Below are 14,496 nucleotides of genomic sequence, written 5' to 3' on the forward strand. Positions count from 1 at the left end.
CCATTCATGTTATTGCTATCCTGCTTACGAGGCCGAGTTTGGCAGAGGTTACCCCACCCGGTTCGCTTCGCGAACCACCCTCCCCGCAAGGGGGAGGGGCGGGGCGCACCCTCGTCCTGCGCCTTTCTGCCATCAGCAAGCGCTTCGGCCCGGTGCTGGCGAACGACGCCATTTCCTTCGACCTTGCACGCGGCGAGATCATCGCGCTGCTCGGCGAGAACGGCGCCGGCAAGACGACGCTGATGAACATCCTCTTTGGCCATTATGTCGCCGACGAGGGAGCGGTCGAGGCCTTCGGCAGGGCACTGCCGCCCGGCGATCCGCGCGCCGCGCTCGACGCCGGCATCGGCATGGTCCACCAGCATTTTACCCTCGCCGACAATATGACGGTCGAGGAGAATATCGCGCTCGGCACGCAGAGCCTGTGGCGCGCGAAACTCGACCGCACGGCCGCCCGCGCCCGCATCGCGGAACTCGCCAGAACCTTCGGCCTCGCTGTCGATCCGCGCGCCGTCGTCGCCACACTTTCGGTCGGCGAGCGCCAACGCGTCGAGATATTGAAGGCGCTCTATCGCGACGCGCGCATCCTCATTCTGGACGAGCCGACGGCGGTGCTGACGCCGGCCGAGTCCGAGGCGCTGTTCCGCACGCTGAAGCTGCTTGTCGCCAACGGCCTGTCGATCATCTTCATCTCCCACAAGCTGAACGAGGTGATGGCGGTCAGCGACCGCGTGCTGGTGCTGCGCGGCGGCAGGTTGTCGGGCGAGCGCCGGACTTCCGAGACCAACAGGCAGGAGCTTGCCGCGTTGATGGTCGGGCAGGAGGTTGCCCCGCCTGCCGTTTCGGAGCCGAAGCCCGGCAAACCCCTGCTTGTTCTGAACGGCGTCTCGACCTTGCGGCGCGGCAACGCCACCCCGCTCGACGAGGTGTCGCTGACGCTGACCACCGGCGAGATCACCGGCCTCGCCGGCGTTTCCGGCAACGGGCAGGCAGCGCTTGCCGCGCTCATCGCCGGTGTCGAGCGACCGGCTGCGGGTTCGATTTCCATTGAAGGGACGCCGCAGTCCAACTGGTCCCCAAGAGCCGCGCTCGGTGGCGGCGTCGCCCGCATTCCGGAAGACCGTCATGCGGTGGGTACGATCGGCGACATGAGCGTGACGGAGAACGTCATCGGCGAACGCTACCGCACCTCGCGCTTCAGCCGCCGCGGCTTCCTCGACTGGAAGGCGGCGCGCGCATTCGCCGAGGAACTGATCCGCGACTACGACGTCAAATGTCCGTCGCCCGAAGCGCGCATCCGCCTGCTTTCCGGCGGCAACATGCAAAAACTCATTCTGGGCCGTGCACTCGATCCCGATCCTGTCGTGATCCTTGCCAACCAGCCGACGCGGGGGCTGGATGTGGGCGCCGTCTCCTATGTCCACAAGCGCCTGCTTGAAGCGCGCGACCGCGGTGCGGCGATCCTGCTGATCTCGGAGGATCTGGAGGAGATTCTGGCGCTGTCCGATCGTATTCTTGTGATGAGCAAGGGAAAGTTGTCGTCGCCGTCGCGGCGCGGCGAGCGGACGATCCGCGAATTGGGAGAGCTGATGGCGGGACATGCGGAGGTCGGGTATGCGCCTTGAGCCGAAACCCGCTCCGTCGCTCGGCGTGCTCCTCCTGTACCCGCTCGCCGCGATCCTCGCGACGCTCGTCATCGCATCGCTGCTTGTTCTGGCGGCCGGAGCCTCGCCCTTCTCCGTTTTCTACCTCGTCGTGAAAGGCGCGGCCGGCTCGCAGTTCGCGCTGATGGAGACGCTATCGCGCGCGACGCCGCTGATCTTCACCGGTCTCGCGGTGGCCGTCGCCTTCCGCGCAAAACTCTGGAACATCGGCGCGGAAGCGCAGCTCTATATTGGCGGGATCGTCACCGTCGTTTTGGGCGCGGGCCTGCTGCCATTGCCGTCCTTTCTACTGATCTCGATCATCATGGTTGCCGCGATGGCTGCCGGCGCGCTGCTCCTGCTCGGCCCGGCCGTGCTCAAGACGCGTTTCGGTGTGGACGAGGTCGTGACGACCTTGCTCCTGAACTTCATCGTCCTGCTCTTCGTCTCCATGCTGCTCGAAGGCGTGTTGAAGGACCCGATGGGCCTCGGCTGGCCGCAATCGCAGAAAGTGATTGCCGAGGCGCAACTGCCGCGCATCGTCACCGGCCGCCGCCTGCATTACGGCTTTGTCATCGCGCTGGTGGCTGCTGTCGTGGTCTGGGTGGTGATGAAGAAGACCGCGCTGGGCTACGAGATGCGCGCTGTCGGCCATAATGCGGAAGGCGCGCGCTTTCTCGGCATTCCGGTCAACGCGGTGCTGATGAAGACGGCGCTGCTCTCGGGCGGGCTGGCGGCGCTCGCCGGCTTCTCGGAAGTGTCCGGCCTCAAGGGCAACCTGACGCTCGATCTGTCGCCGGGCTTCGGTTATTCGGGCATCGTGGTGGCGATGCTCGCCATGCTCAATCCGCTCGGCGTCGTGCTGTCCGCCATCTTCGTCGCCGGCGTCTTTGTCGGCGCCGACGCCATGAGCCGCTCCGCCGGGGTGCCGAGCTATATCGCCGACGTGATGGTGGCGACGTCGCTGCTCACTATGGTCACGGCGATGCTCCTGGTCAGATATCGGGTGAGGTGGAGATGACCGAGGCTCTCGAAATCCTCCTCACCGCGTCGTTCTGGGTGGCCGCGATCCGCATCGCTTCGCCTCTGATCTTCGCCACGATGGGCGAGCTGATTTGCGAGCGGGCCGGCGTTCTCAATCTCGGCATCGAAGGCATCATGACGGTCGGCGCGTTTGCCGGCTGGTTCACCGTCTATTCCGGCGGCGACCTCTGGACCGGGGTCGTCGTCGCGGCGCTGGCCGGCGCGGCCTTCGGCTTCCTGCACGCGACGCTCACCGTGCCACTCGGCCTGTCGCAACATGTCGTCGGCATCGGCGTCACGCTGCTCGCCACCAGCCTCACCTATTTCACCTATCGGCTGATGCTGCCGGAAGTCACCTCGCCGCCGAAGATCGAGCCTTTCGCGCCGCTGCCGATACCTGGCCTGTCGCGGATACCGATTCTCGGCGAGGCGCTGTTCTCGCAGACCCCGCTCACCTATCTCGCTTTCCTGACCGTGGGGGTCATCGCCTGGGTGCTTTACCGCACGCCGCTCGGCCTTGCGGTGAGGGCGGCCGGCGAGAACCCATCGGCGGTCGAGGCGCAAGGTATTTCCGTCACCGCCATCCGCATGGGTGCGGTGATGGCCGGCAGCGCGCTGATGGCAATCGGCGGCGCGTTCCTCACCATGTCGGCCTTCAATTCCTTCTTCTTCAACATGATCAACGGCCGCGGCTGGATCTGCATCGCGCTCGTGGTGTTCGGCTCGTGGCGGCCGGGCAAGGCGCTGATCGGCGCAATTCTCTTCGCCGCCTTCGATGCCTACCAGATCCGCCTGCAACAGCTTTCCGGCGGCGTCGTGCCCTATCAGGTCTTCCTGATGCTGCCCTACATCCTCTCCATCGTGGCCCTTGTGCTCGTCGCGCGCCGCGCGACATATCCCAAGGCGCTGATGATCCCTTACCAGAAAGGCGAAAGATGAGCTTTGACCTGATCGTCAAGGGCGGAACCCTGCCGGATGGCCGCGTCGCCGATATCGGCATCAGCGGCGAGACGATCGCCGCGATCGAGCCGAAGATCGATGCCGAGGCCGGGTGCGTCATCGATGCCGCCGACGATCTCGTCTCGCCGCCCTTCGTCGATCCGCACTTCCATATGGACGCGACGCTCAGCTACGGCATTCCGCGCATCAACAGGTCCGGCCTCCTGCTGGAAGGCATCGCGCTTTGGGGCGAGTTGAAGCAGGTGATGACCTATGAGGAGGTGCGCGACCGCGCGCTCGCCTATTGCGACTGGGCGGTCTCGATGGGCCTGCTCGCGATCCGCAGCCATGTCGACACCTGCGACGACCGGCTGCTCGGCGTCGATGCCTTGCTGGAGGTGAAGAAGACGGTCGCGCCCTATATCGACCTGCAGCTCGTCGCCTTCCCGCAGGACGGGTTCTACCGCGACCCGACCGCGCGCCAGAACACCATCCGCGCGCTGGACAAGGGCGTCGATGTCGTTGGCGGCATTCCGCATTTCGAGCGTACCATGGCCGACGGCACCCGCTCCGTCACCGAACTCTGCGAGATCGCCGCCGAGCGCGGGCTGATGATCGACCTGCATTGCGATGAATCCGACGATCCGCATTCGCGCCATATCGAGCAGCTTGTCTACGAGACGCAGCGGCTCGGGCTTCAGGGCAGGGCCAACGGCTCGCACCTGACCTCGATGCATTCGATGGACAATTATTACGTCTCGAAGCTTCTGCCCCTTATGGCGGAGGCCGAGGTGAGCGCGCTCCCCAACCCGCTCATCAACATCATGCTGCAGGGCCGGCACGACACCTTTCCGAAGCGGCGCGGCCTCACCCGCGTGAAGGAGATGCAGGCGCTCGGCATCAAGGTGGGCTGGGGCCAGGATTGCTGCATGGACCCGTGGTATTCGCTGGGCACGGCCGACATGCTCGACGTCGCCTTTATGGGCCTGCATGTGGCGCAGATGTCGTCGCCGGCCGACATGGCGAAGTGTTTCGACATGGTGACCAGCGTTAACGCGCAAATCATGGGCCTCGACCATCTCGGCCTTGAGGTCGGCAAGCGCGCCAGCCTCGTCGTGCTCGATGCCGGCAACCCCATCGAAGCAGTGCGGTTGCGCCCAGACCGGCTGTGCGTGATTTCGCGCGGCAAGGTGGTTTCGGAAAAGCCGAAACGCGATGCGAAGCTGACGCTCCCCGGCCGGCCGGGTATGATCAACCGGCGGCACGCTGTAGATTACTCGTAGCGGGCTACTTCACGCCCACGCCGGCCATCAGCCCACCATCGACAAGATAATCGCCGCCGGTGGAGAAGGCGGCGCGGTCGGAGGCGAGAAACGCCACCATCTCGGCCACTTCCTCCGGTTCGCCGACGCGGCCGAGCAGATGCGCCTCGCCGAAGCGGCGGATGACGGCGTCGACATCGGCATCCGGACCGTCGAAGACACGCGCGGCCATTTCCAGAAGCGGCGTGCGGATCGATCCCGGACTGATCGAATTGACGCGGATGCCCTGTTTCGCGTGATCCACCGCCATGGCACGCGTCAGCGCATGGATGGCGCCCTTGCTCGCCACATAGGCCGCGACATTGGGCTGGCAGTTGTAGCCCTGCACGGAGGAGATGCTGACGATGGCCCCGCCGCCGCGCTTCTCCATCAGCGGGATGCCGAAATGCGCGGTGAGATAGATGGAACCGACATTAACGGCGAGGCAATGATTCCATGTCTTCTCGTCGGTCGAGGTCACGGTGCCGTAGGGATGCGCGGCGGCTGCGTTGACGATGATGTCGAGACCGCCGAACTCCCGTTCGATCCGGCCGATCACCGACTCGACGGCCTTGCTGTCCGACACGTCGGCTTTCGCCACGGTCACCTTCAGCCCATCGTCCGCCGCGAGTCGCGCCATCGCGGCATTGACCTTCTCGTCGATGCCACAGGCCAGGACCACCGCCCCCGCGCGGGCGAGCCTGAACGCGGACGCGCGGCCGATGCCGCTGGTGCCGGTGACCAGCGCCACCTTGCCCGAGAACTCCGTGGCCAGATCCTTCATGTGACGTCCTCCCATCATCGTCGGCTATATCCGCAGCGCTTCTGGTAGACCTCAAAGCCGATGGGCGGACAAGAGGTTTTGGCTGCTGCCTCTTGTACTTTTCACGACCCTTTGGTTAGGAAAGCCGGTTCCGAGCGAGGAGATGAAAATGCGGCAGACATGGCGATGGTTCGGCGAAGACGACCCGGTGTCGCTCGACAACGTCAAGCAGGCGGGAGCCGTCGGCATCGTTTCCGCATTGCACCACATCTATGACGGCTCCGCCTGGCCTCAGGCCGAGGTCGATCGCCGGCGCGACGTCATTCAGGCGGCTGGGCTGACGTGGGACGTGGTGGAAAGCATTCCCGTCCGCAACGAGATCAAGATCGCGGACGGGAAGCGGGCGCAGGCGATCGATAGCTGGAAGGATTCCATGCGCGCCGTCGCCAAGGCCGGCGTGAAGACCATCTGCTACAACTTCATGCCCGTTGTGGACTGGACGCGCACGGATCTGCGCTGGCCGCTACCGACGACGGGGCTTGCCCTGCGCTTCGACGCCATCGACTTCGCCGCCTACGACATCTTCGTGCTGGAGCGCCCCGACGCGGACGGGAGCTACACGCCGGAACGGGTGAAGGAGGCGAAGGCGCGTTTCGAGGCGATGAGCGAGGAAAAGCTCGCCACCGTCGAACGCAACCTGATCGCCGGGCTGCCCGCGACGGAGCGCAAGTTCGACAGGCCGGCCTTTAGGCAGGCGCTGCTCGACTTCACCTCGATGAGCGACGACGAACTGCGCTCCAACCTGTTTTATTTCCTCAAGGAAATCGGGCCGATCGCCGACGATCTCGGCGTGCGCCTCTGCATCCATCCGGACGATCCGCCCTTCTCGCTGTTCGGCATGCCGCGCGTCGTCTCCACGGCGGCGGATGCGCGGCGCATCCTGAAAGCCTATGACTCGCCGAACAACGGCCTCACTTTCTGCACCGGTTCCTACGGCACGCGCGCCGACAACGATCTGCCGGCCATGGTGAAGGAGTTCGGCGACCGCATCCACTTCGCCCATCTGCGCAATATCACCATCGAGCCGGACGGCTCCTTTTACGAAGCCGAGCATCTCGAGGGCGGCACCGACATGGTGGCGGTGCTCGATGCGTTTCTCGCGGAACAGCAGAAGCGCAAGGATGTCGGCCGCGAGGACTGGATGATCCCCATGCGTCCCGACCATGGGCACCTGCTCGCCGACGACATCGACAAGACCCGCATCAACCCCGGCTATTCGCTGATCGGCCGGCTGAAAGGTTTGGCGGAACTGCGCGGCATCATGCGGGCGCTCGGCGCGACCAAATACCCGTCGCTCGGTCTGCACTGAGAATTTCGGCGCCGGCCGGTCTCCGCGAGGCCGAAGGAGGTTTCGCAGGCGCGGGCTCGACCTCTCGCGATAGTGGACTATTATAGTCAGCAATCGTGACGGAGGCGTCCATGCGTTCGAAAATTCTGATTGCGATCGCTCTGGCGGCGTTTGCCGCCGGCTGCACGACGATGACGCCGGAGGAGCGCCGCGCGGCGGACGAAGCGCAATGCCGTTCCTACGGTTTCTCGAAAAAGAACGACGCCTTCGCCGCCTGCCTGCAGCGCATCGAGCTTGACCGCCGCGCCCAGCGTCGCGCCGACGCGCTTACCTTCCATCGAGGCTACTACGACCCGTGGCTTTACCGACCAGTCATCGTCTATGCACGGCCGCCTGAGGCGAAATAGCACCGCGAGGGCTCAGCCCCGTCTCACCGCTTCGACATGCCGGGAAAAGTCGCGGGTCTCCATCAGCGCCTTGCAGCGCGCGAAGCGCCCGTCCGCATAGGCGCGGAAATCGTCAGCCGGATTGCCGCTGGCCAGCTGGATCAGCCCCCAAAGCGTCCACAAGAGGTCGCACATCGCCTTGTAGATGACGATGCGGCCCCGCTCGCCCAGCCGCGCCTCTCCACCGAAATAGGCACGGATCATCTCCTCCTCCTGCGCCTCTCCGAACTTGCCTTCGACGGAAAGGTCGCCAAGGTCCCACATCGGATCGTTCATGCCCGCATATTCCCAGTCGACGATCCACATGCGGTCGCCTGTGTCGAGAAAATTCTCGCAGAGCGGGTCGCAATGGCAGGCGACGTTTGGCAGGGGATGGGCAGCCAATGCGGAGCGGATGTCCTCAGCCTCGCGCACCACGTCGTGATAGCCGGAGGGGAGCGCGACATCCTTGGTCGACAGCACCTTGAGATAGTCGTCGATCATGGAAAACAGCTCGAACCGGAACGGGAACACGGCGCTGGACGTATGCAACCGGCGAAACGCTTCTCCGGCTCGCCCGGCTGCCCCCGCATTTAGCTTGAAGGTCGCCGGCGACATGGTCTGCGCACCCGCGATGAAGCGCGTGACCATCACCCCGTCGCGCGCGTCGAAATACAGCACTTCGGGGCTGACTCCGGCTTTTGCCGCTTCGCGCGCCGCCACGGCTTCATGCGCGCGGTTGATATATTCCTCAGTGCCCTTGCCGGGAATGCGCAGGCAGTAGTCGCTGACATGGAAGACGAGATTGGTGAGGCCGCCGAGCCGCGTGATGGGACCGACGTGATCTTCGAGCAGCGGGATGGCCGCCATGGCCTTGCGTGCGATGGCGATGTCCGTCATGCCTTCAGCCTCTCCATCCTTGAATCGTAGAGCACACGCGGCCCGCGCTGTGCCGGGTACGCCTTGCCGAACGCCTCGATCATGAAGTCGGTTCGGTCGGCAATCTCGACCGGCAGGTAGCCGAAGGCGATCGTCCTGCCGAGCGTGAAGCCGAACCCGGTCGAGGAGGTGGAGCCGACCACCTTGCCGTCAAGCAGGATCGCCTCGCCGCCATGCAGCGGCGCGAAGCCGTCCATGGTGAAGGAGCACAGTTTTCGCTTCACCCCCTCGGCCTTGATCCGCGCCAGCGCCTCGCGGCCGATGAAGTCGCCTTTCTCCAGCGCGACGGCAAAGCCCAGTCCCGCCTCGTAAGGATTGTAGTCGGGCGTGATGTCGCCGGACCAGTAGAGATAGCCTTTTTCCAGCCGGCAATGCTCGACGGCGCGATAGCCCGCATCGGCGATGCCGTGCGCCTCGCCCGCCTCGCGCAACGCCTCGTAGACATGAGCGGCGTATTCCTGCTCGACATAGAGTTCGTAGCCTAATTCGCCGACATAGCCGACGCGGACGGCAAGCGCCCGCGCATTGCCGACCTCGATCTCGCGTACCGTGAGGAACGGGAACGCGGCGTTGGAAAGGTCGTCGTCGCTGACGGCCTGCAACACGTCGCGGGCGCGGGGGCCGCATATGTTGATGGTCGCGATACGGTTTGTGACGTCCCGGATCGTCACATCCGCCGGCAGATGGCGCGACACCCAGTGGCGATCGCGTATGCCGAAGCCGGAACCGGTGATGAGGTAGAAAAGGTCATCGGCGACATGCAGGATGGTCACGTCCGCCTCGATGCCGCCTTTCTCGTTGCAGAGCTGCGTGTAGACGGCCTTGCCCGGCGCACCGGAAAGGTCGTTCGCGGCGATCCGTTGCAGCGCTTCGAAAGCACCCCTGCCGGAAATCTCGAATTTCGAGAACGAGCTTTGGTCGATCAGCGCCGCACGTTCGCGAATGGCGCGCGCCTCGCCGCCGACCGCGTCGAACCATCCCGGCTTGCCCTCGAATCTGCCGAGCTCGACGGCCTCGCTGCCCGGCAGGAGGAACCAGTTCGGCCGCTCCCAGCCGAATTTCGAGCCGAACACCGCGCCGCGCTCGCGCAACGTTTCGTGCAGCGGCGAGCGGCGCAGGCCGCGGGCGGCGTGCATCTCCTCGGCCGGCCAGTGGATCTTGTAGTAGGCGCCATAGGCCTCGATCGCGCGTTCCTCCAGATAGCGGCCCTGCGCCTGCACGGCGCCGAAGCGCCGCACGTCGAAGGGCCAGAGATCCATCCCGGCATCGCCGTGCAGGATCATGTTGGAGAGAGCGAGGCCCGCGCCGCCGGATGCCGCGATGCCCGCCGTGAAGCCGCAGGCGACATAGAAATTGTCGAGTTCCGGAGCCAGTCCCATGATCGGCTCGCCATCATAGGACACCGGGATCGGGCCGTTGATGACGGTCTGGATGCCGATCTCGTTGAGAACTGGCAGGCGATCGGCGGCCGGCAAAGCAAACAGCTCCAGCCGTTCCATGTTCGGCGCGAACAGCTCGCGGCCGAAATCGAGCGGCGGCTCGCCGCGCCAGCAACCTTTCGAGCCGTCCTCCCAGCCGCCGATGGCGAAGCTGCCGGTATCCGGCTTCAGGTAGAAATTGTTGTCGGGATCGCGCAGCGTGGTCAGGCCGGGATCGAAGGTGAGCTTCTTCTCGGTCAGGAAATACTGGTGCTCGACGATGCCGGCTGCCAGCGGCACGCCAGCCATCCGCCCCACGCGCTTGGCCCAGAGGCCGGCGCAGTTGACGAGGATGTCACAGGCTATGGTGCCGCCATTCGTCACCACGCCCACCGCCCGGCGTCCCTCGACAACAATTTCTTCGACGCAGACCCCTTCCTCGATCCTTGCGCCGTTCTGCCGCGCGCCCTTGGCATAGGCCATGGTCAGCGAATAGGGGTCGATATAGCCGTCGCCCGGAATGTAGGCCGCACCCTCGATGCCGTCCTTGACGATATAGGGGAAGTGCTTTTCCGCTTCGTCGGGCGTCAGCGAATGGCACTCGACGCCAAAGCTCTTGGCCTGGCCCATGGAGCGGCGGATTTCGCTCCAGCGCGCCGCGCTTCCGGCCAGTCGGAGCGAGCCGACCTTCTTCCAGGCGATGTGCTGGCCGGTCTCTTCCTCCAGCCGGTCGAAGACCGCGACGGAATTCTGCATCAGGCGGGTAAGGTTGCGTTTTCCCCGCAGCTGTCCGACGAGGCCGGCCGCATGCCAGGTGCAGCCGTGGGTGAGCATCGCCTTTTCGACGAGCAGGACGTCCTTCGCGCCGTCCCGAGCGAGATGATAGGCGAGCGACGTGCCGATGGCACCGCCGCCGATGACGAGGATATGGACATGACGGTCGGCGCGGAAGGTCATGAGCGGTTTCCTCCTGCGGCGTGTCCCCTTACACCCCCCTCTGTCCTGCCGGACATCTCCCCCTCAAGGGGGGAGATCGGCAGCTTGAGCGCTGTCGATTTCGTCCAACGTTGGCGATTTACGTGAACCGACCTGACAGCCGATCTCCCCCCTTGAGGGGGAGATGTCCGGCAGGACAGAGGGGGGTGGTGCGGAGCACCGGCTTTGATCATCGCAAAGATACTCACCCCTTCACCCTCTCGGCTTTGGGATCGTAGAGCGGTTCGAGATGGATTCTCGCCGGCGTCTTTTCCATCGCCACGACCAGTTCGTAATCGCCGCCCGTCAGGAAATCGTCGGATACGCCATCGGCATTGCGCACATAGCCGTAGCCGATGTTCCGGCCGATCGTGTAGCCGAAGCCGCCGCTGGTGAGGTAGCCGACCGGCTGGCGGTTGCGCAGGATCGTCTCGCGACCGACGAGAACGATGTCGGGGTCGTCCACGGTGAAGCCCGCGAAGCGTTTCGTGAGGAGCGCGCCGTTCACCTTCTCCAAGGCCCGTCGCCCGAGGAAATCGGTGTTCTTCCTGAGCTTCACCGCCCAGCCGAGGCCCGCCTCCAAAGGCGTGTCGTTCGGCGTGATGTCCGACCCCCAGGCGCGATAGCCTTTTTCGAGCCTGAGCGATTCGAGCGCGCGGTAGCCGACCGGCCGGATGCCGGAGGGCTTGCCCCCGGCCATCAGCGCGTCGAACACCTCGCCGGTCGCGTCGATCGGTATATGCAGTTCCCAGCCGAGTTCGCCGACATAGGTGACGCGCAGCGCCCACACCGTGCGACCGGCAATGTCGATCTCGCGGACATGACCGAATGGGAAGGCGGTGTTTGACACATCCGCGTCGGTGACAGCCGCGAGCACGTCGCGAGCCCTGGGCCCCATCAGTGACAGCGCGCCGAAATCCTCGGTGACGTCGGTCAGCGTCACCTTCATGTCGCTGCCGATATGATCCCTGATCCAGCCGAGATCGTGCGCGCGGAAGCCGGTGCCGGTGACGATGTAGAACTTTTCCTCGCCGAGCCGCGCGACGGTCAGATCCGCCTCGATGCCGCCGCGCGTGTTGAGCAGTTGCGTGTAGGTGAGACGGCCGACGGGCTTGGCCACGTCGTTGGCGCAGATCCAGTCCAGCGCGCGCTGCGCGTCCGGTCCCGTCAGTTCGTATTTCGCGAAGGACGACTGGTCGAAGACGCCGACCGCCTCGCGCACGTGCCGATGCTCGTCGCCCACCGGTCCGAACCAGTTCTGGCGGCCCATCGAGTAGACGTCCTCGACCGCCATGCCGTCCGGCGCGAACCAGTTCGGCCGTTCCCAGCCGAGCTTCGAGCCGAACACCGCGCGATGCGCCCTCAGCCTCTCGTAGAGAGGCGAGACGATATAGGGTCGACCCGACTGGTATTCCTCATGCGGGAAGGCAATGGTGTAGTGCTTGCCATAGGCTTCCAGCGTGCGGTCGCGCACCCAGTTCCGGTCGCGATGCAGGCCGGAGAACCGGCGGATATCGACCACCCAGAGGTCGAGCGGCGCCTCGCCGTCCACCACCCATTGCGCCAACACCCAGCCGGCGCCGCCGCCGCTGGCGATGCCGAAGGCGTTGAAGCCGGCGCCGACGAACATGTTCGGACATTCCGGCGCGACGCCGAGGATGAAATTGCCGTCCGGCGTAAAACTCTCCGGGCCGTTGATCATCTGCTTGACGCCGACTTTCTCCAGAGCCGGCACGCGTGCGATGGCCTGCGTCATATGTTGTTCGAAATGATCGAAATCGTCGTCGAACAGGCGGAATTCCCATTCGTTCGGGACGTCGCCGCCGGGCAACCCGGTTTCCCAAGCCTGCGGGTTCGGCTCGTAGCCGCCCATGACGAGGCCGCCGACCTCCTCCTTGAAATAGGTAAGGCGGTCCGGGTCGCGGATCGTCGGCGCGTCGGCGGCCAGCCCCTCGATCTTCTCGGTGATGATGTATTGATGCTTCACCGGCTGCAGCGGCACGTTGATGGCGGCCATCGCGCCCACCTGCCGCGCCCACTGGCCCGCGCAGTTCACGACCTTCTCGCAGGCAATGTCGCCCTGATCGGTCTTCACCGCAACGATGCGGCCGTCCTTCATGTCGAAGCCGGTGACGCGAACGCCCTCGAACAGCTTCGCGCCGTGCATGCGCGCGCCCTTGGCGAGCGACTGCGTGATGTCGGAGGGCGAGGCCTGCCCATCCGTCGGCAGCCAGGACGCGCCGACCAGATCGGACGTCTCCATCAGCGGCCACATCGTCTTGACCTCGGCCGGGGACAGCAGCGCCATGTCCATGCCGAAACTCTTTGCCGTGGTGGCAAGCCGGCGGAACTCGGTCCAGCGGTCCCGGTTGGTCGCGAGCCGCAGGCAGCCGGTCATCTTCCAGCCGGTTTCGAGCCCGGTCTCGTCCTTCAGGGTCTTGTAGAGCTCGACGGAATATTTGAGCACGCGCGTGATCGAGGCCGACGAGCGGAGTTGCCCGACCAGCCCGGCCGCATGCCATGTCGAGCCGGACGTCAGTCTGCCCTGTTCGAGCAGGATCACGTCCGCCCTGTGGTCGCGCGCCAGATGATAGGCGGTGGAGCAGCCGATGATGCCGCCGCCGATGACGACGATCTGGGCATGGCTGGGCAGGGTCATGAGCGGTTCGTCCCGTATTGTGTTCTGTAGGCGTCCAGCGCGGCGTCGAGCCGGGCCAGATTCTCTTCCGTGTAAGCGACGTAATCGACGCCCGGCGCGTCGAGATGGAGTTCCGACACCATGCTCCACATGGCCTCGCGCAGCAGCGAGGCGACCTGCATGGCGGCGAAAGAATGGCGGATGCCGGCATCGGGCTTGCGGCCAAAATAGGCCGCCATCAGCGTTTCGGATTCTTCCGCGTTCATTCCTGAGTTCGAGGCCGCGCCGGCAAGATCGAACATGGCCGTGTTGAAGCCGGCATACTCGAAATCGATCAGCCAGAGCTTGTCGCCGTCATCGAGAAAATTGGCCGGCAAAAGATCGTTGTGGCCGAAGATGACCGGCAGCGGCGCCTGCGCCTTCTCCATCTCGTCGGCGAGGTCGAGATAGCGCGGAAGCTCCAGCGTCAGGCGGCTGCTGCTGGCGGCCAGCGTGCGCGCATAGTCGCGGATGACGTGGAACACCCAGAACATGAAGCCCGCGCCGGACACATGCTTTGGCATCTCGTCATGGAAGCGGCGGACAAGCTTGCCGATACGCTCGGCATTTGCCCGGACATCGTCCCCATCGAAGGTTTTGGCGCCCAGAAATTGCGTCACCAGAACGCCGGTTTCGGAAAAATGCACCGCAGGCCCGAAACCGGCCGCGTGGGCGGCGCGCGCCGTCATCGCCTCGCGGTCGCGATAGACGTGATGGAACGGATAATCCTTGCCGAACCGCACGACGTGACCGCCCGCTGCGTCGCGCACGAAATAGTTCGCGTTGGAAAGCCCGCCGGACAGCGGCGCAATTTCGATCGCACCGTTCCAGCAGGGCAACGCCCGGATGCGGTCCTCGGCGGCGGTCATGTCGGGAGTCGGACCATGAATATGGAAGCAGCGAAGGCGCTCCTCGAAGTACCCCCACCCCGTACCCCTCCCCACAAGGGGGAGCGGGATTCTGAGACGTCGACGCCTCCCTCCCCCTTGTGGGGAGGGGTACGGGGTGGAGGCCCCGATACCGAGCATTGGAGCGCGAACACAGG

General features: G+C 65.0%; 11 protein-coding genes. 6 read left to right on the forward strand and 5 right to left on the reverse strand.

The features are described 5' to 3' along the window. Positions 1 to 116: 116 nt before the first annotated feature. From M9955_08660 to M9955_08675, 4 genes are read left to right on the forward strand one after another with little or no spacing between them, the layout of a single operon-like run. The gene (locus tag M9955_08660) at positions 117 to 1,625 is read left to right on the forward strand and encodes an ABC transporter ATP-binding protein (GenBank protein MCO5081713.1); all 1,509 of its coding nucleotides are present in this window, start codon (positions 117 to 119) and stop codon (positions 1,623 to 1,625) included. Further along, a complete protein-coding gene (locus tag M9955_08665) occupies positions 1,615 to 2,664 on the forward strand; it encodes an ABC transporter permease (protein MCO5081714.1) in 1,050 nt (349 codons plus the stop codon). Before M9955_08660 ends, M9955_08665 begins: the two co-directional genes overlap by 11 nt. Continuing rightward, the gene (locus M9955_08670) at positions 2,661 to 3,605 is read left to right on the forward strand and encodes an ABC transporter permease (protein ID MCO5081715.1); all 945 of its coding nucleotides are present in this window, start codon (positions 2,661 to 2,663) and stop codon (positions 3,603 to 3,605) included. The genes M9955_08665 and M9955_08670 overlap by 4 nt, the downstream gene beginning before the upstream one ends. Continuing rightward, positions 3,602 to 4,888 (forward strand): amidohydrolase family protein, encoded by a 1,287-nt coding sequence (locus M9955_08675; GenBank protein ID MCO5081716.1) that lies wholly within the window; start codon positions 3,602 to 3,604, stop codon positions 4,886 to 4,888. The genes M9955_08670 and M9955_08675 overlap by 4 nt, the downstream gene beginning before the upstream one ends. A gap of 4 nt (positions 4,889 to 4,892) precedes the next feature. Here M9955_08675 and M9955_08680 read toward each other — a convergent pair whose 3' ends face one another. Further along, on the reverse strand, positions 4,893 to 5,690 hold the full coding sequence (locus tag M9955_08680) for an SDR family oxidoreductase (GenBank protein MCO5081717.1): 798 nt from the start codon (positions 5,688 to 5,690) through the stop codon (positions 4,893 to 4,895). Between the two features lie 148 nt (positions 5,691 to 5,838). Here M9955_08680 and uxuA point away from each other — a divergent pair, with 148 nt between their 5' ends. Together uxuA and M9955_08690 are read left to right on the forward strand one after the other, a co-directional pair. Then, a complete protein-coding gene (gene uxuA, locus M9955_08685) occupies positions 5,839 to 7,038 on the forward strand; it encodes a mannonate dehydratase (GenBank protein ID MCO5081718.1) in 1,200 nt (399 codons plus the stop codon). A 110-nt stretch (positions 7,039 to 7,148) separates the two neighbouring features. Beyond that, positions 7,149 to 7,424, forward strand: coding sequence for a hypothetical protein (locus tag M9955_08690; protein ID MCO5081719.1), 276 nt, complete (start codon positions 7,149 to 7,151; stop codon positions 7,422 to 7,424). A gap of 12 nt (positions 7,425 to 7,436) precedes the next feature. Here M9955_08690 and M9955_08695 read toward each other — a convergent pair whose 3' ends face one another. From M9955_08695 to M9955_08710, 4 genes are all read right to left on the reverse strand, one after another. Continuing rightward, positions 7,437 to 8,342: a phosphotransferase family protein gene (locus M9955_08695; protein ID MCO5081720.1), complete on the reverse strand. Its 906-nt coding sequence runs from the start codon at positions 8,340 to 8,342 to the stop codon at positions 7,437 to 7,439. Next, positions 8,339 to 10,756, reverse strand: coding sequence for an FAD-dependent oxidoreductase (locus tag M9955_08700; protein ID MCO5081721.1), 2,418 nt, complete (start codon positions 10,754 to 10,756; stop codon positions 8,339 to 8,341). Before M9955_08700 ends, M9955_08695 begins: the two co-directional genes overlap by 4 nt. Positions 10,757 to 10,979: 223 nt before the next feature. Beyond that, positions 10,980 to 13,433 carry an FAD-dependent oxidoreductase gene (locus M9955_08705; protein ID MCO5081722.1) on the reverse strand — a complete coding sequence of 818 codons (2,454 nt, stop codon included), beginning with the start codon at positions 13,431 to 13,433 and terminating at the stop codon, positions 10,980 to 10,982. After that, positions 13,430 to 14,320, reverse strand: coding sequence for a phosphotransferase family protein (locus M9955_08710; GenBank protein MCO5081723.1), 891 nt, complete (start codon positions 14,318 to 14,320; stop codon positions 13,430 to 13,432). The genes M9955_08705 and M9955_08710 overlap by 4 nt, the downstream gene beginning before the upstream one ends. Positions 14,321 to 14,496: the final 176 nt, after the last annotated feature.

The organism is Rhizobiaceae bacterium (assembly GCA_023953845.1).
Taxonomy (GTDB): domain Bacteria; phylum Pseudomonadota; class Alphaproteobacteria; order Rhizobiales; family Rhizobiaceae; genus Arvimicrobium.

Excerpts from the sequence above, each read along its gene's own strand:
- M9955_08710 (MCO5081723.1), bottom strand. The coding sequence starts at position 14,320 with ATGACCGCCGCCGAGGACCGCATCCGGGCGTTGCCCTGCTGGAACGGT.
- M9955_08700 (MCO5081721.1), bottom strand. The coding sequence starts at position 10,756 with ATGACCTTCCGCGCCGACCGTCATGTCCATATCCTCGTCATCGGCGGC.
- M9955_08675 (MCO5081716.1), top strand. The coding sequence starts at position 3,602 with ATGAGCTTTGACCTGATCGTCAAGGGCGGAACCCTGCCGGATGGCCGC.
- M9955_08705 (MCO5081722.1), bottom strand. The coding sequence starts at position 13,433 with ATGACCCTGCCCAGCCATGCCCAGATCGTCGTCATCGGCGGCGGCATC.
- M9955_08690 (MCO5081719.1), top strand. The coding sequence starts at position 7,149 with ATGCGTTCGAAAATTCTGATTGCGATCGCTCTGGCGGCGTTTGCCGCC.
- uxuA (MCO5081718.1), top strand. The coding sequence starts at position 5,839 with ATGCGGCAGACATGGCGATGGTTCGGCGAAGACGACCCGGTGTCGCTC.
- M9955_08680 (MCO5081717.1), bottom strand. The coding sequence starts at position 5,690 with ATGAAGGATCTGGCCACGGAGTTCTCGGGCAAGGTGGCGCTGGTCACC.
- M9955_08665 (MCO5081714.1), top strand. The coding sequence starts at position 1,615 with ATGCGCCTTGAGCCGAAACCCGCTCCGTCGCTCGGCGTGCTCCTCCTG.
- M9955_08670 (MCO5081715.1), top strand. The coding sequence starts at position 2,661 with ATGACCGAGGCTCTCGAAATCCTCCTCACCGCGTCGTTCTGGGTGGCC.
- M9955_08695 (MCO5081720.1), bottom strand. The coding sequence starts at position 8,342 with ATGACGGACATCGCCATCGCACGCAAGGCCATGGCGGCCATCCCGCTG.